Origin of the sequence: Variovorax sp. R-27, assembly GCF_049913215.1 — a bacterium.
GTDB lineage: Bacteria > Pseudomonadota > Gammaproteobacteria > Burkholderiales > Burkholderiaceae_C > Variovorax.
The window spans coordinates 234061-254363 of sequence record NZ_CP183984.1; the positions used below are offsets into that span (position 1 = coordinate 234061).

The following is a 20303-nucleotide window of genomic DNA, read 5'->3' on the forward strand; positions in this document are numbered from 1 at the left end:
GCGCGGGGCGCTCAGTGCGCGCCGGAAACGACGACTGGAATCTCCGTTGCAGGCGGCGTATTGCGGCTGCGGCCGCAGCGCACGATGCCGTCGATCATCACCATGCCCACGCCCGGAATGTCGCCGAGCTGCACGCTTTCGAGCAGGCCTGGCGCGGGCGAATGCTGTGCGCGGTCCATGAACACGAAGTCGGCGTCGCGGCCCACCTCGATCAGGCCGCAGTTGAGCTTTCGGATCTTCGCCGTGTTGCCGGTCGCGAAGCAGAACACCAGCTCGGCCGGAATGTTCGCGATGGACGACAGCATTGCCACCATGCGCAGGATGCCCAGCGGCTGCACGCCAGAGCCCGCGGGGCCGTCGGTGCCGAGAATCACGCGGTGCGGGCACTTGAGCTCCAGCGCCGCCTTGGCCGCCGCGATGGCCACCTTCTCGTTGCCGTTGTGCACGATCTCGATGGCGCGCGAGCTCTTCTCGCAGAGCTCACACACGTGCGCCTCGGGCAGTGAGGTGTGGCCGCCGTTGATGTGGCCGATGATGTCGGCGTCGGCCTCGAGCACAACATCTTTGTCGATCAGGCCCGAGCCCGGGATCGACGGGCCGCCCGTGTGGATGGTGCTCTGGATGCCGTACTTGCGCGCCCAGGCCACCATCTCCTTCGCCTCGTAGCCGGCCTTGACAGAGCCCAGGCCCACTTCGCCGAGCAGGCCCACGCCGGCTTCGGCGAGTTCCTTGAAGTCGCTCTCGACCATGCCCTTCTCGATGACGGGCGCGCCCGCCAGCACCTTCACTCCGCCGGGGCGGAAGTTATCGAAGGCGCGCTGCGCGGTGATGGCCAGTGCCTTCAGGCCCACGATGTCCTTGGGACGGCCGGGCAGGTGCACCTCGCCGGCGGAAATCATGGTGGTCACGCCGCCGTGCATGGTGGAGTCGATCCAGCCGATCTGGCCCTGGCGCGGCGTCCAGTCGCCGAACACCGGATGCACGTGGCTGTCGATCAGGCCTGGCGCCACGCAGGTCTTCTTCGCGTCGATGACGGTCGCCGCGCCTTCGAGATCGCAGTCTTTCTCTTTGCCGACCGCGACGATCAGGCCGTCGTTCACCACGATGGTGTCGGCGTCGAGGATGGGCTTGTCGATGTCGCCCGAGAGCAGCAGCCCGATGTTCTTTATGACGACCTTGCCCGACTTGCCGCCGGCTGCGATTTCTGCCATTTCGATGTGTCCTCGTGGGGTGGTGTGTTGTCTTGCGGCTCGTCCGCTTCTGTATCCGCGTCAGCGCGCACTGTGCGCAGCAGCGTCTCGATCACGAAGTCTTCCCAGTGCGTGATCGCCTCCGGTGACTCCAGCGGTTCACCGAGGAAGGCGGTGAGCGTGTGGCGGTTGGAGGTGTAGAAATAACCCGTGGACGCGATCAGCAGGTAGATGTCGCGCGCCACCAGTTCCTTGCGGAACAGGCCCTGCGCAGCGCCGCTGGCGAGGATTTCCGCAATGATCGCCACCGCGCGCGACGAATACTCGCGCGCCCGCAGCGACTTCGAAATGTGCCGGCCCTTGTGCAGGTTCTCGGTGTTCAAGAGCGTGACGAACTCGGGGTTCTTGCGGTAGTAGCCCAGCACGAAGCGGATGACTTCGGTGAGCGCTTCCACCGGCCGCGAGGCGTCGAGCGCGATGGCGGCCTCGGCGTCGTCCATGCGCTGGTAGATGCCTTCGAGCACCGCAATGAAGAGGCCTTCCTTGCTGCCGAAGTAGTAATAGATCATCCGGTCGTACGACTTCGCGGCCTTGGAGATCTTCTCCACGCTGCCGCCGTCGTAGCCGTACTTGGCGAACACCTTGGTCGCCGATTTCAGGATGCTGTCGCGCGTGGCCTGGGCGGCCGCCTCGCGCACGCCCGTGCGACGCTGGGGCTTGGTCTTGGGTGCGGAGCGGCTGTCGGCCATCGGGCGCGCGAGATGCCGATTACTTCTCTGCGAACGCGCGCTCGACCACGAAGTCGCCCGGCGTGCTCGTGTTGCCTTCCTTGAAGCCGCGCTTTTCCAGGATGTGCTTCAGGTCGACCAAGAGGCCGGGGCTGCCGCACAGCATGACGCGGTCTTCCTCGACGTTGAGCGGCGGCAGGCCGAGGTCGTCGGTGAGCTTGTTGCTCTCGATCAGGTCGGTGATGCGGCCCTGGTTGCGGAACTCCTCGCGCGTGACGGTCGGGTAGTACAGCAACTGCTTGGCGATCATCTCGCCGAGGATCTCGTGCTTGGGCAGGTGGTCGGTCACGAGGTCGTGATAGGCCAGCTCGTCGACCTGGCGCACGCCGTGCACCAGAATGACCTGCTCGAACTTCTCGTACGTGTCCGGGTCGCGGATGATGCTCATGAAAGGTGCGAGGCCGGTGCCGGTGCCGAACAGGTACAGGCGCTTGGCCGGCAGCGTGTAGTCGATCAGCAGCGTGCCCGTGGGCTTGCGGCCCACGATGATGGTGTCGCCCACCTGGATGTGCTGCAGCTTCGAAGTCAGCGGGCCTTCTTCCACCTTGATGCTCAGGAACTCGAGATGCTCCTCGTAGTTCGGGCTCACGATGCTGTAGGCGCGCAGCAGGGGCTTGTTGTTGACCTTCAGGCCGATCATCGTGAAATGACCGTTCGAGAAGCGCAGCGCCGGGTCGCGCGTGGTGGTGAAGGTGAACAGGCGGTCGGTCCAGTGGTGGACGCTCAGGACGCGTTCTTCGCTGAATGCACTCATACGGAACTCAAGAGTTGGTTGGTAACAGGGGAGGTTGGCTGAGCCGACGTGCACGCCTTTGGGGCGAAAACCGCCGGCCGGCTCCGAACCCTCCATTGTCGTTGGTCGTAAAAACCCCGATGAACATCGCGAGAAAACACCATTGCAAGCATCGGGCCTGTTTGCTACATTGACTGCGAATGTAGTGAACGCAACATGAAAGTGTAGGGAATGCTACACAAACGGAAGTCGGTGCACAAGCGGGCGGACGGCACGTTTGTTGCAAACCCCGACAGCCAGGATTTGCCCACATACGCCCACGAGATTGCCCGATGACAGAACACACCAAGACAGATGGCCTCCCCGGCATGGACATGCCCGTGGTGGCTGAAGCCGGCAGCGGCGCCTTCGGCAAGGCGCCGCCGCGCAACGAGCGCATGAGCACTGCCAAGGTCGAGTGCAACGCCTGCCCGGTGCTGTGCCAGATCTCCGACGGCCGCACCGGCGCCTGCGACCGCTATGCCAACCGCGAAGGCGTGCTGGTGCGCGTCGATCCCGTGGTGCTGTTGCGCCGGACGATCGAAAGCGAAGCGCCTGCGCTGGTGCCCTTCAATCGCACCGGCGCCGAAACGGCCCCGGCTCCCGCCGAGCCCGACTGGAACGGCGACCTGCTGCACGCCGACGAAGTCTTCGTCACCGGCGTGGGCTCGTCCACCACCTACCCCGACTACAAGCCCGCGCCCTTCATCGTTGCATCGAAGGCCCAGGGCGTAGACATGGTCACCGTCGTCACCGAAGGCATCTTCAGCTACTGCAGCTTCAAGGTGAAGATCGACACCGACCGCTTCCTCGGCTCCGAGCAGGCCAACGTGCGCTATCGCGGCGAAGTCGTGGGCCACGTCACCACGGCCGAGTACGGCTCGCAGATGCTCTCGCTCGGCGGCGTGCACCACCTTACTGGCGGCAGCAAGAAGGAAGGCCGCATGACGGCCGAGCTGATGCAGCTGCTGGGCAACAAGAAGGCCGTGGAGTGCACCATCGACGGCGGCTCCACCCTCGTCATCCAGGCCGGCAAGGCGCCCATCGTCAACGGCGTCGAAGAGCAGCGCATGCGCGTGGGCTGCGGCTCCGCGGCGGTCGGCATCTTCGCGCGCCAGTTCGCGGGCGTGGCCGACGAGGTGGTGGTGGTCGACGACCACATCACCGGCGTGCTCACCGAGCACCAGGCTGGCCGCTGCCTCGACATGGCGCCCTCGGGCATCCAGATGCTGGGACGCAAGTCCACGCCGGGGCGCTACTTCCAGGTGGCGAACCCGGGCAACGGATGGGGCGGCACCGACATCGCCGATCCCCTTGCGATCATCGAAGGCTGGGAAGAGGGCGTCGCGCGCCCCGGCCTGCGCCTGCTCATGACCTCGACCACCGGCGAGCACGCGCAGTGGTACGTGCTCGACGATGCACTGAAGCCCGTCGAGCAGCCCATGCCAACGGAGGTGAAGCGCATCGTCGATCGCATCGGCGAAAACTGCGAACCCTCGCTGTGCACCGTGCTGTTCCTCGGCGGCGCGGGCGGAAGCCTGCGCGCGGGCGTCACCGAAAACCCGGTGCTGCTCACGCGTGCCATCAAGCGCGCGCTGGTCAACGTCACATGCGGCGGTGCGCCGGCATACGTGTGGCCCGGCGGCGGCATCACCGTGATGGCGGACGTCATGCGCATGCCCGACAACAGCTTCGGCACCGTGCCCACGCCAGCCATCGTCGCGCCCATCGAGTTCAGCATGCGGCGCGACGACTACGAGGCGCTCGGCGGCCACATGGAACACATCTTCCCGCTCGAACAGGCGCTCGCGCGCGGTGCGTGGCAGGAAGACGGCGCACCGCTCGCGCGCCAATGGCTCGCGATGGACGACGCCAATCCGTGGCCGCTCGGCCACGCCCCCATGCTGGGCTGATCATGTCCGCCCAACGCACAGCGCTCGACAAGAACCGCTGGCATTTCAACCACGGCCCGATCGACATCGTGGCCGAGGCGCATGGCGACCCGTACGCCGTCGCGGCCGCGCACGACGCCGCGTGGGCGCGCTTCGTCCACGTGCTCGACGAACTGGTGCACGAGCTGCCGCTGCTGCGCCTGCCCGTCACCGACAAGATGCGTCCGCGCAATGTGGTGGCGCGCCGCATGTGGGACGCCTGCGCCGCGTTCTCGCCGATGTTCATCACGCCGATGGCGGCGGTGGCCGGCTCGGTCGCGCAGGAGCTGATCGCGTTCTACGAGCGCCCCGGCATCGAGCGCGCATGGATCAACAACGGCGGCGACATTGCGCTGCATTTCGCACCCGGCCAATCGGCGCGCGTGGGCGTGTTCGCCGACCTCGCGCGCTTCGACTGGCGTGACAACAGCGGCATCCTCACCACCGACGGCCAGTTCGAGCTGCACGCCGACCAGCCCGTGCGCGGCGTCGCCACCAGCGGCTGGCGCGGGCGCAGCTTCTCGCTGGGCATCGCCGACAGCGTGACGGTCCTGGCCGCCACTGCGGCGCAGGCCGATGCGGCGGCGACAGTGATTGCCAACGCCGTCGATGTCGACGACGCTGCCATCGCGCGCCGCCCCGCGAACGAATGCAAGGACGACAGCGACCTCGGCGACACCCTCGTCACCGTCGACGTGCCCGCGCTGGCCCCCGGGCAGGTGCGCAGCGCACTCGATACGGGCGTGGTGTGCGCCAAGGTCCTGCAAAAAGGCGGGCTTGTGTGGGCCGCTCTACTCGTTTGTCAGGGGCAGTGGCGACTTGTCGAGCCCTTATGCTCGAAGGCGCTCAAGACCGAGCTGCCGAAAGCAGTTGGTTCAGTATTTGCTTAACGAAAAGCAAGGTTCTTTTTCATGATCGAAATCCGACGCGTCTTCACCCATGTCGAGCACATCCACCACGAGTTCGGACCGCGCGCCGAAACGCCGCTGGTGCGCGGTGCCATCGGCGCGGTGCTGACCAATCCGTTCGCCGGCCGCTACGAGCCCGACATCCTGCCGATGATGGCGCTGCTCGACCCCGTAGGCGTCGACATGGCGCACAAGCTGCACGCCGCCATGGACGTGCCGCTCGAGCAGATCGCTACCTACGGCAAGGGCGCCATCGTCGGCGCCGACGGCGAGCTGGAGCACGGCGCGCTGTGGCACGTGCCCGGCGGATACGCAATGCGCGAGCTGCTCGGCTGGAAGGGCAGCCGCGTTGCCTACACCGCAGGCACGGCCGAAGAAAAAACCGGCCAGCCCGGCAATGCGCTGTCCATCGTGCCCTCGACCAAGAAGGTCGGCCCGCCCGGCGCCGCGCTCGATGTGCCGCTGACCAACATCAACGCCAGCTACGTGCGCGGCCAGTTCGACGCCATCGAGGTGCGAGTGCCCGGTGCGCCGGCTGCGGACGAGATCGTCTTCATCCTCGCGATGAGCACGGGCTACCGCGTGCATGCCCGTGTCGGCGGCCTGCTCGCAGAGAACATCAGCAAGTGGGACGGCCTGCGCTGACCCGCACAGAGACAAGACAAGGAACACAGAACATGACCGCCAACATCCGCAAGCTCGTCATCCAGGTCGATGAAACCCGCAAGGAAATGGGCAAGGACGTCACGCCGCCCACGCGCCGCGCCGTCGCCATCGCCGTGATCGAGAACCCCTACGCCGGCCGCTACAGCGAGAACCTCGACGAGCTGATTGCCATCGGCGAAGAACTCGGCGCGCTGCTCGGCCAGAAGGCCGTGAAGGCTCTGGGCATCGAGCCCGGCCAGGCGCAGAGCTACGGCAAGGCCGCCATCGTCGGCGAGCGCGGCGAGCTCGAACACGCCGCCGCCATCCTGCATCCCAAGCTGGGCGCGCCGCTGCGCGTTGCGGTCGAGAAGGGCGCCGCACTCGTACCCTCGGCCAAGAAGCAGGGCACGCTGGGCACCGCCATCGACGTGCCGCTCGGCCACAAGGACGCAGCCTTCGTGCGCAGCCACTTCGACGCGATCGAAGCCCGCGTGAGCGATGCGCCGCGCGCCAACGAGATCGTGGTGGCGGTTGCCGTCACCGACAGCGGCCGTCCGCTGCCGCGCATCGGCGGCCTGCAGGCCCATGAAATCAAGGGCGAAGACGGTCTTCGCTGACGCTGTCTTTCGCCCTCGCCCAATCACGGTGTTTTCTTTCCTCATTCGATCTCAAGGAGCTTCCCCCATGAACCCATTGCGTCACGTCTTCAGCGCCGCGGCCCTCGCTGCGCTGACCACTGCTCTCGTTCCCGCGCATGCGCAGGGCGTGATCAAGATCGGCGAGGTCAACAGCTACAAGGCCCAGCCCGCCTTCCTGGAGCCCTACAAGAAGGGCATGGAGCTGGCCGTCGAAGAAATCAACGCCAAGGGCGGCGTGAACGGAAAGAAGATCGAGCTCATCACGCGCGACGACAACGCCAACCCCGGCGACGCCGTGCGCGTGGCCGAAGAACTGGTGGCGCGCGAGAAGATCGACGTGCTCACCGGCACCTTCCTGTCGAACACCGGCCTGGCCGTGGCCGACTTCGCCAAGCAGAAGAAGATCTTCTTCCTGGCCGGCGAGCCGCTGACCGACAAGATGACCTGGCAGGGCGGCAACGAATACACCTACCGCCTGCGTCCCGGCACCTACATGCAGGCCGCGATGCTCGTGCCCGAGGCCGTCAAGCTCAAGAAGAAGCGCTGGGCCGTCGTGTACCCCAACTACGAATACGGCCAGTCGGCCGTGGCCGCCTTCAAGACGCTGCTGAAGGCCGCGCAGCCCGACGTCGAGTTCGTCGCCGAGCAGGCACCGCCGCTGGGCAAGGTCGATGCGGGTGCCGTGGTCCAGGCGTTGGCCGATGCCAAGCCCGACGCAATCTTCAACGTGCTGTTCGCTGCCGACCTCTCGAAGTTCGTGCGCGAAGGCAACACCCGCGGCCTGTTCAAGGACCGCACCGTCGTCAGCGTGCTGACCGGCGAGCCTGAGTACCTCGATCCGCTGAAGGACGAAACGCCCAACGGCTGGATCGTGACCGGCTACCCCTGGTACGGCATCCAGACGCCTGAGCACAAGGCCTTCTTCCTCGCGTACCACGCCAAGTACAACGACTATCCGCGCCTCGGCTCAGTGGTCGGCTACAGCATGATCAAGTCGGTCGCGGCCGGCGCTGCCAAGGCCAAGAGCACCGAAACGCCGAAGCTCCTCGAAGCCTTCAAGGGCCTGCAGGTAGATACGCCCTTCGGCAAGATCAGCTATCGCGCCGAAGACCACCAGTCCACCATGGGCGCCTTCGTCGGCAAGACGAAGAACGAAAACGGCAAGGGCGTGATGGTCGACTACACCTACTTCGACGGCGCGAAGTTCCAGCCCTCCGCCGCCGACGTCAAGAAGTCGCGCGCCGCCGACTGACCCTGATCCTTTTTCGGAACGCTTGCACCCATGAGCCTCTCGTCCCTGCTGCTTCAGTTCCTCACCGGGCTGTCGTCGGCTTCGTCGCTGTTCCTCGTGGGGGCCGGCCTTTCGTTGATCTTCGGCGTCACGCGCATCGTCAACTTTGCGCATGGCTCCTTCTTCATGGTCGGCATCTACCTGGCGTACACGCTGGTCGAGAAGCTCGGCGGCGGCATGGGCTTCTGGCCCGCGCTGGTGATTGCCGCGCTCGCGGTCGGCATCCTCGGCGCGCTGATCGAGATGGTGCTGCTGCGCCGCATCTACAAGTCGCCCGAGCTGTTCCAGCTGCTGGCGACCTTCGCACTGGTCCTTGTCATCAAGGATGCGGTACTCTACATCTGGGGGCCTGACGAACTGCTCGGGCCGCGCGCGCCGGGCCTGTCGGGCTCCGTCGAAATCCTGGGCCGGCAGTTTCCGACCTACGACCTGTTCCTGATCGTCGTCGGCCCGGTCGTGCTCGGCCTGATGTGGCTGCTGCTCACGCGCACCCGCTGGGGCACGCTGGTGCGCGCCGCCACGCAAGACCGAGAGATGGTCAGCGCGCTGGGCGTGAATCAGGCCTGGCTCTTCACCGCGGTGTTCGCGCTCGGCGCCATGCTCGCGGGCCTGGGCGGTGCGCTGCAGCTGCCGCGCGAGCCAGCCACCCTCGCGATGGACCTCAACACCATCGGCGCGGCCTTCGTGGTCGTGGTGGTGGGCGGCATGGGCTCCATTCCGGGCGCCTATGCGGCGGCGCTGCTGATCTCCGAGATCAAGGCCGTGTGCATCTGGCTCGGCGTGGTGGAAATCTTCGGCTACAGCGTGTCCTTCTCGAAGCTCACGCTGGTGGTCGACTTCATCGTCATGGCCATCGTGCTGGTGTGGCGCCCGTGGGGCCTGTTCGGCCGGCCGCAGGCGCCGAGCCGCTACGTGGGCATGGCCGAGGAGCCGCTGCGCCGCGCGAGCAAGGGCTACCTGTGGCTGGTTGCCGCGCTCGGCGTGGTGCTCATGGCGATGCCGCTGCTCACCGCCGATTCGCCCTACACCACAGTGCTGATGATCGACCTGCTGATTGCCGCGCTGTTCGCCGCCAGCCTGCACTTCATCATGGGGCCGGCCGGCATGCACTCGTTCGGCCATGCCGCCTACTTCGGCCTCGGGGCTTATGGCGCCGCGCTGCTGGTGCGCTCCAGCGGCCTGCCGATGGAGGTGGCGCTCATCGTGGCCCCGCTCGTCGCGGCCATCGGCGCCTTCATCTATGGCTGGTTCGCCGTGCGGCTGTCGGGCGTGTACCTGGCCATGCTCACGTTGGCCTTCGCGCAGATCACCTGGGCCATCGTCTACCAGTGGGATTCGTTCACCGGCGGCAGCAACGGCCTCACGGGCGTGTGGCCGTCGGAGTGGCTGTCGGACAAGCGCACCTACTACTGGCTCACGCTGGTGCTCGTGGCCGCCGGCGTCATGATGCTGCGCCGCGTGCTGTTCTCGCCCTTCGGCTATGCGCTGCGCGCGGGCCGCGATTCGGTGCTGCGCGCCGACGCCATCGGCATCGACGTCAAGCGCATGCAGTGGACGGCCTTCGTCGTCGCGGGCGCCGCGGCCGGGCTGGCCGGCTCGCTCTACGCCTTCTCCAAGGGCAGCATCTCGCCAGAGAGCCTCAGCGTCGACAAGTCGGTCGACGGGCTGGTGATGGTGCTGCTGGGCGGCATCCAGACGCTGGCGGGGCCGGTGGTCGGCGCCGTCACTTTCAGCTGGCTGCACGACACCGTGGCGCGCAACACCGACTACTGGCGCGCGACGCTCGGCGCCATCATCCTGATCCTCGTGCTGCTTTTCCCGCAGGGCATCGCTGGCTTTGCGAAGCAGCTGACCGACAAGCTGCTGCGCCGCACCAAGCCCGATGCGGCGCCTGTGGCCGCCGAGGCGAAGGAGGCCAAGGCATGACGACCACTTCCAACGCACCCCTGCTCAAGGTCGAGAACCTCGGCAAGTCCTTCGGCGGCGTGAAGGCCGTCGATGGCATCAGCTTCGAGCTGCACGCCGGCGAACTGCTCGCCCTCATCGGCCCCAATGGCGCCGGCAAGTCGACCACCTTCAACATGGTCAATGGCCAGCTCAAGGCCGACCAGGGTTCGATCCTGTTCGACGGGCACGAGCTCGTGGGCCAGAAGCCGCGCGCCATCTGGCGCCAGGGCGTGGGCCGCACTTTCCAGATTGCCGAAACCTTCGCCTCGCTCACCGTGGTCGAGAACGTGCAGATGGCGCTGCTGTCGCACGACGGCAAGCTGTTCTCCATGTGGCGCCGCGCGGCCGACCACAAGCGCGACGAAGCACTGGCGCTGCTCGACCAGGTCGGCATGAAGTCGCAGGCCGACCGGCCCTGCAGCGTGCTGGCGTACGGCGACGTGAAGCGCGTCGAGCTCGCCATCGCGATGGCCAACAGCCCCAAGCTGCTGCTGATGGACGAGCCCACCGCCGGCATGGCGCCCAAGGAGCGCAACTCGCTCATGGCGCTGACCAAAGATCTCGTCATCCAGCGCGGCATGGCCGTGCTCTTCACCGAGCACAGCATGGACGTGGTGTTCGCGTACGCCGACCGCATGATCGTGCTGGCGCGCGGGCGCCTCATCGCGCAGGGCAAGCCGCTTGAAATCCGAGACCACCCGAAGGTGCAGGAGGTGTACTTCGGCAGCGGCAAGACATTCGAGAAGATCGCAGAGAAAGCCGCAGCCCTTGGAGTCGCAGCATGAGCACACACGAACCCCTCCTGCAGGCCAAGGCCCTGTGTGCCTGGTATGGCGCCGCGCAAATCCTTTATGACGTCGACCTCGAAGTGCGTCGCGGCGAAGTGGTCGCGCTCATGGGCCGCAATGGCGCGGGCAAGTCGACCACGCTGAAGACGCTCATCGGCATGCTGACCAAGCGCCGCGGCGCGGTGCGCTTCCTGGGCCACGACATCTCCAGGAGCGAGCCGCACCACGCAGCGCGCCTGGGCCTGGGCTTCGTGCCCGAAGACCGCCGCGTGTTCACCGACCTCACGGTGATGGAGAACCTCGAAGTCGGCAAGCAGCCCGCGCGCCGCTGGGCCGACGGTACCGATGCACCGCTGTGGACGCCCGAGCGCCTGTTCAAGCTGTTCCCCAACCTCGGCGAAATGCCGAACCGTCCGGGCGGGCGCATGAGCGGCGGCGAGCAGCAGATGCTGACCGTGGCGCGCACGCTCATGGGCAACCCGTACCTCGTGCTGCTCGACGAGCCTTCCGAAGGCGTGGCACCGGTGATCGTCGAGCAGATGGCCAACATGATCCTGGAGCTCAAGGCGCAGGGCGTGAGCATCCTGCTGTCGGAGCAGAACATGCACTTCGCCGAACTGGTGTCCGACCGCGCCTATGTGCTCGAGAAGGGGCAGATCCGCTATCACGCCACCATGGCCGAGCTTGCGGCCAACGACGAAGTTCGCCGCGCCTACCTGAGCGTCTGAGTTTTTCCTTCAACCCATCGGAGTCCACGCCATGCATCGCAGAACCCTCGTGAAATCCGCCGCCGCCCTCGGGCTGGTTGGCGGCTTCGGCAGTGTCGGTTTCAACGCCTTCGCGGCGGGCAAGATCAAGCCCGGCGACAAGGCCGCACTGATCGTGGTCGACGTGCAGAACTGCTTTCTCGACGGCGGCACGCTGGCGGTGAAGGGCGGCAACGAAGTCATTCCGGTCATCAATGCACTGGCGCCCGCGTTCCAGAACATCGTTGTCACGCAAGACTGGCACACGGCGGGCCATGCATCCTTCGCGAGCACCTACAGCGGCAAGAAGCCCTTCGAGACCACCAAGCTCAGCTACGGCACGCAGGTGCTGTGGCCCGATCACTGCGTGCAGGGCACGGAAGACGCCGCGCTCGGCAAGGACCTGAAGGTGCCCACCGCGCAGCTCATCATCCGCAAGGGCTTTCACAAGGAGATGGACAGCTACTCGGCCTTCGAGGAAGCCGATCACAAGACGGCCACAGGCCTGGCCGGCTACCTGAAGGCGCGCGGCATCAAGACCGTGTACGTCACCGGCCTGGCCACCGACTTCTGCGTGGCGTGGACCGCGATGGATGCGCGCAAGGCCGGCTTCGAGGCCTACGTGATCGAGGACGCCACGCGCGGCATCGATCTCAACGGCTCGCTGGCCGCGGCGTGGAAGCAGATGACGGCCAAGGGCGTCAAGCGCATACAGTCCGCCGACATCCAGACCGCCTGAGACCGCACCGCGAAGAACTACGACGAACAACAAGAAAACACGAGACACACGACGCATGAAGCTTTCGATCTCAAGGCGCGCCATGGTCGCGGGCAGTGCGGCCCTGGCCCTCGGCCCCGGCCTGCTGCGTTCGGCACGCGCGGAAAACGGCGTGACCGACACCACCATCCGCATCGGCCAGTCGGCCGTGTTCAGCGGGCCGGCGAAAGACTTCGGCGTCGACTACCGCGCGGGCATCAAGCTGTACTTCGACCGGGTCAACAAGTCGGGCGGCGTCAACGGTCGCAAGATCGAACTCGTCACCTACGACGACGCATACGACCCCGCAAAGACCGCCATCAACACGGCGAAGCTGATCGACGAGGACAAGGTCTTCGCGCTCACCGGCTACGTGGCCACCGGCAACCTCGCGGCCGCGATGCCGCTGGCCGAGAAGGCGGGCGTGCCGATGTTCGCACCGCTGGTGGGCACCAGCTCGTTCCGCACCAAGGTCAACCGCTACCTGTTCCACGTGCGTGCGGGCTACGACCTGGAGTTGCGCAAGATCATCAGCCACCTCTCGACCATCGGCATCCAGTCGATCGCGGTGGTCTACCAGGACAGCGCCTTCGGCAAGTCGAACCTCGCCACCTGCGAGGAGCTGGCGGCCGACCACAAGGTGAAGGTGCTCAAGACCTTCCCGCTGGCCATCACGGCCGAGGACGCGAAGCAGGTCGTCACAGGTCTCTCTGAAGCCAAGCCTGGCGCGGTCGTGATGATCATGGCCGGGCGCATGGTCGAAGTGTTCATGCGCGATTACCGCGCGAACGGCGTGGGCGCGCCGCTGTACACGCTGTCGGTCGGCATCACCGACGCGGCCGGTTCGGCCAAGCGGCTCGACGGCAAGCTCGCGGGGCTGGTCACGGCCAGCATCGTGCCGCCGCCGCAGGCGCAGCGCATGCCCATCGTGGCCGACTACCAGCGCGACCGCGCGGAGTTCGGCGAGAAGATCGACAGCTACACCGCGCTGGAGGGCTACATCGTCGCGCGCGTGATGGTCGAGGGCCTGCGCCGCGCGGGCAAGACACTCACGCGCGACAGCTTCATCGCCGGGCTCGAAAGCATCGGCAGCACGCGCATCGGCGACTTCCCCGTCGAGTACAGCGCGAAGAACCACAACGGCTCGACCTTCGTGGACCTGGAGATGTACACCCGTGACGGCCAGTTGCGGCGCTGAGCCGCTGCACCTGCTGGTCAACGGCCAGGCGCAATCGATCGAGGGCGTGCCGCGCGAAGCAACGCTGCTGCACCTGCTGCGCAACGACCTGGGGCTGAACGGCCCCAAGTACGGCTGCGGGCTGGGGCAGTGCGGCGCGTGCACGGTGCACGTCGACGGCGTGGCGGCGCGCTCGTGCGTGATTCCCGCGCGTGGCGTGGCGGGGCGATCCATCACAACGCTCGAAGGGCTGGGCGCGCGCGGCGACTGGCATCCGGTGCAGGCCGCCTTTGAAGACGCGCAGGCTGCGCAGTGCGGCTACTGCCTCAACGGCATGGTCATGCAGGCGGCGGCCTTGCTTGCGCGCGATCCGGATGCGAGCGATGCGCGCATCCGCAGCGAGCTTTCGGGCAACCTGTGCCGCTGCGGCACGCACGTCGAAATTCTCGATGCCGTGCAACGCGCGGCGGTGCGCATGCGCGCGCATCCGGCCACATGACGCGACGCGCCGATCTTCCGCGGACGCGCGCCGAGTTCCTGTCGGCCAATGGCGTGCTGCTGGTGGTGCGCGAGACCCCGCTCGCACCGCCGCCCGCCAAGGGCCAGCCCGCGTTCATCGCCGGCAACCCGATCGAAGGTGACGAGATCCTGCTCGCCGTGTGGGACGACGGCAGCGCCTCGGCGCTCAACGGTCACGTCGACCTGGGCACCGGCATCCAGACCGCGCTCGGGCAGATCGTGGCCGAGGAACTGGACCTCGGCATGCCCTGCGTGCGCGTGATGCTCGGCGACACCGCGCGCGCGCCCAACCAGGGCGCGACGATCGCGAGCGCGTCGATCCAGATCCATGCGCAGCCGATGCGGCTTGCCGCTGCGCAGGCGCGCGCGTGGCTGATGGCGCGCGCGGCTGAGCGCCTGGGCGTGGCCGACGATGCGCTGCAGGTGCACAACGGCGTGGTGCGAGTCACCGAAGCGCCGGACCGACACGTCAGCTATGCCGAGCTGGTTGCCGGCCAGCGCACCGTGCTTCGGCTCGATCCGCTGGCGCAGCCAAAGAACCCCGCCGATTACCGAGTCGTCGGCACGCGGCAGGCGCGCGTGGACATTCCGGCCAAGCTGGCAGGCGAGCTCGTGTTCGTGCACGACATGCGCGTGCCCGGCATGCTGCACGGTCGCGTGGTGCGCCCGCCGTATGCGGGTGCGGACCATGGCGAGTTCATCGGCAACACGCTCGAGGCGGTCGATGAATCGTCGATTGCGCACATCCCCGGCATCCGCGCCGTGGTCGTGATCCGCGACTTCGTCGGCATCGTGGCCGAGCGCGAGGAGCACGCCGAGCAGGCCTTGCGTGAACTGCGCGTCACGTGGAAGTCGTGGCCCGGCATGCCCGACCTGGGCGACCTGGCGCAGGCGCTGCGCGACAACCCGTCGACGCAGCGCCTGCTGGTCGATGAAGGCGATGTCGATGGCGCCATTGCCGCCGCCGCGCAGCCGATGCATCGCACCTACGTGTGGCCGTACCAGATGCATGCCTCCATCGGCCCTTCGTGCGCGCTGGCCGACTGGCAGCCGGCCGACGGCAGCGGCATGCAGCTGCGTTGCTGGGCCGGCTCGCAGAATCCGCACGTGCTGCGCGCCGATCTCGCGAAGCTCATGGGCGTGGAGGACGTTCAGGTCGACGTGGTCCGCATGGAAGCTGCTGGCTGCTATGGCCGCAACGGCGCCGACGACGTGGCCGCCGATGCGGCGCTGCTCGCCCGTGCGGTCGGCGCACCGGTGCGCGTGCAGCTCACGCGCGAGCAGGAGCATGCGTGGGAGCCCAAGGGCGCCGCGCAGCTCATGGAGATCGACGGCGGCCTCATGGCAGACGGCCGCGTCGCCGCCTACGACTTCGAAACCTCTTATCCGTCGAACGGCGCGCCCACGCTCGCGCTGCTGCTCACGCGCACCATCGAACCGGTGGCGCAGGCTTTCGAGATGGGCGACCGCACCGCGCGACCGCCCTACACGTACGACAACCTGCGCGTGAAGGTCAACGACATGGCGCCGATCGTGCGCGCCTCGTGGTTGCGCGGCGTGTCGGCGCTGCCCAGTTCGTTCGCACACGAGTCGTACATCGACGAGCTGGCGACTGCTGCGGGTGTGGACCCGGTGCAGTTCCGGTTGCGGCATCTGGAAGATCCGCGCGCGGTCGAGCTGGTGCAGGCCACCGCGCAGAAGGCCGGCTGGCGCATGCGCACCGGGCCGCAGGAGAACGCGGACGGTGGGCTCGGCGAAGGCGGCGACATCCTCTTCGGGCAGGGTTTTGCATACGCCCGCTACATCCACAGCAAGTGGCCGGGCTTCGGCGCCGCGTGGGCCGCGTGGGTGGCCGACGTCGAGGTCAATCGCAAGACCGGCGAGGTGCATGTGCGCCGCGTGGTGGTGGGGCATGACGCGGGGCTGATGATCAACCCGGCAGGGGTCGAGCATCAGATACACGGCAACGTGATCCAGACCACGAGCCGGGCGCTGAAGGAGCAGGTGCGGTTCGCGCCGCAACAGCAGCAGCAAGGCACGGCGACAGGTGCGCAGCTGCCGGGCGTGCTGCCTTCGGGCGTGGTCGCGAGCCGCGAGTGGGGCAGCTACCCGATCATCAATTTCCGCGAAGTGCCGGTGATCGAGGTGATGCACATGCCCCGGCCCGGCGAGCCTTCGCTGGGGGCGGGCGAGTCGTCTTCGGTGCCGGGGACTGCGGCGATCGCGAATGCCATCTTCGATGCGACGGGGGTGCGGTTTCGCTCGCCGCCGTTTACGCCGGAGACGGTGCTGGCGGAATTGAACCGGGGGTTGCCTGATGACGCCGCTGTGCCCCCATCCCAACCTTCCCCAAGAGGGGGAAGGAGCAATGCAGTCTGGCCGCGCCGCAAGGGCTTGTGGGCTACCGGCGCCGCGCTCGTCGTCGGCGGCATCGGCGTCGTCACCGGCCTGCTCGGCTGGCGCTCCGCCATCGCGCCCGTATCGCTCACTGCTCCGGTCTACAGCCAGGCCACCATCGAACGCGGGCGTGTGCTCGCAGCCGCCGGGGACTGCGCCGTGTGCCACACCGCACCCAGCGGTGCAGCCAACGCGGGGGGGCGCGCGATGGAAACGCCCTTCGGCACGCTCTACACGACCAACCTCACGCCCGACCCCGAGACGGGCCTCGGCCGCTGGTCCTTCAGCGCCTTCCAGCGCGCGATGCGCGAAGGCGTCTCGCGCGACGGCCACTACCTGTACCCCGCGTTCCCCTACACCGCATTCGCGAAGACCAGTGACGACGACCTGCAGGCGCTCTATGCGTACTTCATGTCGATGCCTGCGGTGCGTGCGGAAACGCCGAAGTCCGAGCTCAAGTTCCCGTTCAGCATGCGGCCGCTGATGGCCGGATGGAATGCGCTCTTCCATGACCCGGCGCCGATGCAACCCGTGGCCACGCAAAGCGCGGAATGGAACCGTGGTGCGTATCTCGTCAACGGCCTGGGCCATTGCGGCGCCTGCCACACGCCGCGCAATGCGCTCGGCGCGGAGCAGGGCGGCAGCGCCTTCCTGTCGGGCGCCATGATCGATGGCTGGGAAGCACCGGCGCTCACGCACCTGTCGAAGTCAGCGGTGCCGTGGGACGCCGACGAGCTCTATCGCTACTTGCGCCACGGCCACACGCAGCGCCATGGCATCGCCGGCGGGCCGATGGCCGAGGTGGTGCGCGAGCTTGCGCAGGTGCCGGATGAAGACGTACGCGCGATGGCAACCTATCTCGGTTCGTTCAATCCAGCACCGTCCGTGCAACCGACTGTCGTGGCACAGCAAGCGGTCGATAACGCCGCACGCACGCAGGGCCAGTTGCCCGGTCCCGCGCAGCGCATGTTCGACAGCGCCTGCGCCTCCTGCCACCACGACGGCAACGGCCCCACGCTGCTTGGCGTGAACACGCCGCTCGCGCTCAACAGCAACCTCACGAGCGCGAGGCCAGACAACCTGCTGCGCACCATCCTCGACGGCGTGCGCGAGCCCGCGAGCCGCGACATCGGTTTCATGCCCGCGTTCCGCGAAGTGCTCGACGACCGGCAGATCGCCGAGCTTGCCGGCTACATGCGCACGCGCTTCGCACCGCAGGAGCCTGCGTGGGCCAACCTGCCTGCCGACGTGGCGCGCGTGCGCGCCGCGCCGGGACACTGACACCAGGAAGAGAAGAGCCGGCCGCGTCGCAATCCGCTGTGCGCCGCTACGATGCAACGTAGCGCACATCCAAGGAGACACCACGCCATGCCGCTCGATCTTTCAATCTCTTCCAGCCTGCCCCGCGACGCCGAACGCGCCACCCTCGTCGGCCGCATCTGGCAACCCGGCGTGGGCCCCGTGCTGGTGGCCGTGCACGACGGCGACCTGTACGACCTGTCGGCGCTCGCGCCGACCATGAGCGACCTGCTCGAGGGCAGGAAAGCGCCTGCAGAAGCCGTTCGCCATGCATTGCAGGGCGCGCCGCGCATCGCTGCACTCGACGAAGTCCTTGCCAACAGCGACGAGACCGCGCGCGACACGAGCAAGCCCTGGCTGCTCGCACCCTGCGACCTGCAGGCCATCAAGGCCAGCGGCGTCACCTTCGTCGCGAGCCTGCTCGAACGCGTGATCGAAGAGCAGGCGCGCGGCGACGCATCGAAGGCCGAGGCCACGCGCGCGGCCATCGGCGGCGTGCTCGGCGACAACCTTGCCGACATCGTGCCGGGCTCGCCCGAGGCAATGAAGGTCAAGGAAGTGCTGATCGCGCAGGGCGCGTGGTCGCAGTACCTCGAAGTCGGCATCGGCCCCGACGCCGAGATCTTCACCAAGGCCCCGGTGCTCTCCGCCGTGGGCACGGGCGCCGACGTCGGCATTCATTCGGGCTCGGTGTGGAACAACCCGGAGCCCGAGGTCGTGCTAGCCGTCAACAGTCGCGGCGAGACGCTTGGCGCCGCGCTGGGCAACGACGTCAACCTGCGCGACTTCGAAGGCCGCAGCGCGCTGCTGCTCGGCAAGGCCAAGGACAACAACGCCTCGTGCGCCATCGGCCCCTTCATCCGCCTGTTCGATGCTCACTTCGGCATTGCGGACGTGCGGCGCATAACCGTCGCGCTGGAAGTGACCGGTCCCGAGGGCTTCATGCTCGAGGGTTCGAGTTCGCTGTCGAAGATCAGCCGCGATCCGCTCGACCTCGTGGCGCAGACCGTGGGTAGGCATCACGCCTACCCTGATGGTTTCATGTTGTTTCTTGGAACGATGTTCGCGCCGACACAAGACCGTCACGGGCCTGGGCAAGGATTCACCCACGTCGTGGGCGACCGCGTGTGCATTGCCGCACCGGAACTCGGCGCCCTGGTCAATCGCGTTGTGCACGCGGACCAGGCGCCGATGTGGACTTTTGGTATCAGTGCGTTGATGCGCAATTTGAGTGAACGCGGTCTGCTGTGATTCGCATGTAGACGTTCCGTTTGAATTTCAAAAGGAGTTGTACTCCTTAGTAATTCATATGCGTCGTGTTGCAATCTGTTGCTGTTGACCGCGCCTCTTGTTCCCCTCAAGATTGCCGCTGTTACGAAACGGTTGAACAGGGAGAAGAGGTTTGTCGCCGAGCGAAATCGATCTATTGCAGTTGCCTGTGGAAGGCTCGCATCCGTGCGGTGAAGACCTGGAATACGACCCCGATTTCATGGCGTTGCACCAAGCAACAACCGGTAAGCGCGAGCAGCAATTCGGCTCGACGATCATCCCCGCCGAGCCACCCGACTGGGCCCGCGTGGAGCGCATCGCGAAGCAGCTGTGCACACGTACGCGCGACCTGCGGGTGCTGGTGCCCCTCACGCTGGCCTGGACCGAAAACCGTGGCTTGCCCGGCTATGTCGATGGGTTGCAACTCGTCGACGCCGTGCTGCAGAAATTCTGGGACGGCGTGCATCCGCGCGTTGTCGACGATGGCTTCGAAGACCCGCTGCCGCGCATGAATGCACTGGCCGCGCTGGCCGAGGCCGAGGGATTGGGGCGCAGTGTTCGCGATGCAAGGCTGCTCGAAGACGGCGGCGCATCAATGAGCCTGCGACAGGTCGAAGCCTTGCTCGATTCGAGCAAGACCGACCATCAGATCGATTACCCGGGCGGCATCGGCCGGCTGCGGGACGCGGCGCGGCGTGCGCAGGAAAAGGCGGCGCCCCCGGTGGTGGCATTGCGTGCTGCGCTCGACCTGCTGCAGCGCATACGCGAGACCTGCGAGCGCGCGCTAGGTCAGAGCTGGGCGCCGGATTTCTCGCGGCTCGAGCGCTCGCTGCGCACCGTGGCCCAGCTGTTGCCCGAGCAGGCGCAGAGCGAAGGGGTCGAGGCTGGCGAAACCCACTCTGGAGCCGATCCGCAAGGGGAGGGAGTTGCCGGGCCGGCTGCGAAGGGTGCTGCTGCCGGCAGTGCAAATGGTGGTGCTGGCCTACGCACGGTGCTTATTAAAGATATTGAAATATCGACTCGTGATGATGTGCAAGTGTTGTTGGAAAAAGCTTGCCAGTTCATGGAGCGCACGGAACCCAGTCATCCGGCGCCCATGCTGATTCGCAGAGCGCAGCGGCTGCTGGATCTCAACTTCTTCCAGATCATCGAAGAGCTTGTGCCCGAGGGATTGCAAAAGATAGAAAGCCTTGCTGGACGCCCGCTGAACAGTGGGGGCAGCACGTAATAAGAAGAAGGCG

General features: G+C 66.8%; 17 protein-coding genes. 14 read left to right on the forward strand and 3 right to left on the reverse strand.

The genetic code is table 11. From position 1 onward, the window contains the following. Positions 1-11: 11 nt before the first annotated feature. Genes ACN9MV_RS01130 through ACN9MV_RS01140 form a run of 3 tightly spaced genes read right to left on the reverse strand, consistent with a single transcriptional unit; the run spans position 12 to position 2732 of the window. Positions 12-1211 (reverse strand): amidohydrolase family protein, encoded by a 1200-nt coding sequence (locus ACN9MV_RS01130; protein ID WP_097197433.1) that lies wholly within the window; start codon positions 1209-1211, stop codon positions 12-14. After that, a complete protein-coding gene (locus tag ACN9MV_RS01135) occupies positions 1166-1939 on the reverse strand; it encodes a TetR family transcriptional regulator (protein ID WP_093059272.1) in 774 nt (257 codons plus the stop codon). The genes ACN9MV_RS01130 and ACN9MV_RS01135 overlap by 46 nt, the downstream gene beginning before the upstream one ends. Before the next feature lie 19 nt (positions 1940-1958). Beyond that, the gene (locus ACN9MV_RS01140) at positions 1959-2732 is read right to left on the reverse strand and encodes a ferredoxin--NADP reductase (protein WP_093059274.1); all 774 of its coding nucleotides are present in this window, start codon (positions 2730-2732) and stop codon (positions 1959-1961) included. Positions 2733-3043: 311 nt separating this feature from the next. Between ACN9MV_RS01140 and ACN9MV_RS01145 the strand changes: the two genes are divergently transcribed. The 14 genes from ACN9MV_RS01145 to tssA all read left to right on the forward strand — a co-directional run bounded on the left by ACN9MV_RS01145 (position 3044) and on the right by tssA (position 20290). Continuing rightward, a complete protein-coding gene (locus tag ACN9MV_RS01145; protein WP_354339328.1) occupies positions 3044-4663 on the forward strand; it encodes a 6-hydroxynicotinate reductase in 1620 nt (539 codons plus the stop codon). 2 nt (positions 4664-4665) lie between these two features. After that, the gene (locus tag ACN9MV_RS01150; RefSeq protein WP_426391056.1) at positions 4666-5571 is read left to right on the forward strand and encodes a UPF0280 family protein; all 906 of its coding nucleotides are present in this window, start codon (positions 4666-4668) and stop codon (positions 5569-5571) included. A gap of 21 nt (positions 5572-5592) precedes the next feature. Further along, entirely contained in the window at positions 5593-6234 is a 642-nt protein-coding gene (locus ACN9MV_RS01155) for an amino acid synthesis family protein (RefSeq protein WP_093059280.1), read from the forward strand. A 32-nt stretch (positions 6235-6266) separates the two neighbouring features. Next, positions 6267-6851, forward strand: a complete 585-nt coding sequence (locus tag ACN9MV_RS01160) for an amino acid synthesis family protein (protein ID WP_093059282.1) — start codon at positions 6267-6269, stop codon at positions 6849-6851. Positions 6852-6918: 67 nt separating this feature from the next. Continuing rightward, positions 6919-8124 (forward strand): ABC transporter substrate-binding protein, encoded by a 1206-nt coding sequence (locus ACN9MV_RS01165; RefSeq protein ID WP_097197429.1) that lies wholly within the window; start codon positions 6919-6921, stop codon positions 8122-8124. 30 nt (positions 8125-8154) lie between these two features. Continuing rightward, the gene (locus tag ACN9MV_RS01170; RefSeq protein ID WP_426391057.1) at positions 8155-10089 is read left to right on the forward strand and encodes an ABC transporter permease; all 1935 of its coding nucleotides are present in this window, start codon (positions 8155-8157) and stop codon (positions 10087-10089) included. Further along, a complete protein-coding gene (locus ACN9MV_RS01175) occupies positions 10086-10895 on the forward strand; it encodes an ABC transporter ATP-binding protein (RefSeq protein WP_093059288.1) in 810 nt (269 codons plus the stop codon). Before ACN9MV_RS01170 ends, ACN9MV_RS01175 begins: the two co-directional genes overlap by 4 nt. Then, positions 10892-11626 (forward strand): ABC transporter ATP-binding protein, encoded by a 735-nt coding sequence (locus ACN9MV_RS01180; protein WP_093059290.1) that lies wholly within the window; start codon positions 10892-10894, stop codon positions 11624-11626. The genes ACN9MV_RS01175 and ACN9MV_RS01180 overlap by 4 nt, the downstream gene beginning before the upstream one ends. A 31-nt stretch (positions 11627-11657) precedes the next feature. Beyond that, a complete protein-coding gene (gene pncA / locus ACN9MV_RS01185) occupies positions 11658-12383 on the forward strand; it encodes a bifunctional nicotinamidase/pyrazinamidase (RefSeq protein ID WP_426391058.1) in 726 nt (241 codons plus the stop codon). A 55-nt stretch (positions 12384-12438) separates the two neighbouring features. Then, positions 12439-13599, forward strand: coding sequence for an ABC transporter substrate-binding protein (locus ACN9MV_RS01190; protein WP_426391059.1), 1161 nt, complete (start codon positions 12439-12441; stop codon positions 13597-13599). Beyond that, the gene (locus ACN9MV_RS01195; RefSeq protein ID WP_426391060.1) at positions 13577-14077 is read left to right on the forward strand and encodes a (2Fe-2S)-binding protein; all 501 of its coding nucleotides are present in this window, start codon (positions 13577-13579) and stop codon (positions 14075-14077) included. The genes ACN9MV_RS01190 and ACN9MV_RS01195 overlap by 23 nt, the downstream gene beginning before the upstream one ends. Beyond that, on the forward strand, positions 14074-17775 hold the full coding sequence (locus ACN9MV_RS01200; RefSeq protein ID WP_426391061.1) for a molybdopterin cofactor-binding domain-containing protein: 3702 nt from the start codon (positions 14074-14076) through the stop codon (positions 17773-17775). The genes ACN9MV_RS01195 and ACN9MV_RS01200 overlap by 4 nt, the downstream gene beginning before the upstream one ends. Positions 17776-17862: 87 nt before the next feature. After that, entirely contained in the window at positions 17863-19044 is a 1182-nt protein-coding gene (locus tag ACN9MV_RS01205; RefSeq protein WP_426391062.1) for a fumarylacetoacetate hydrolase family protein, read from the forward strand. A 151-nt stretch (positions 19045-19195) separates the two neighbouring features. After that, a complete protein-coding gene (gene tssA / locus ACN9MV_RS01210) occupies positions 19196-20290 on the forward strand; it encodes a type VI secretion system protein TssA (protein WP_426391063.1) in 1095 nt (364 codons plus the stop codon). Positions 20291-20303: the final 13 nt, after the last annotated feature.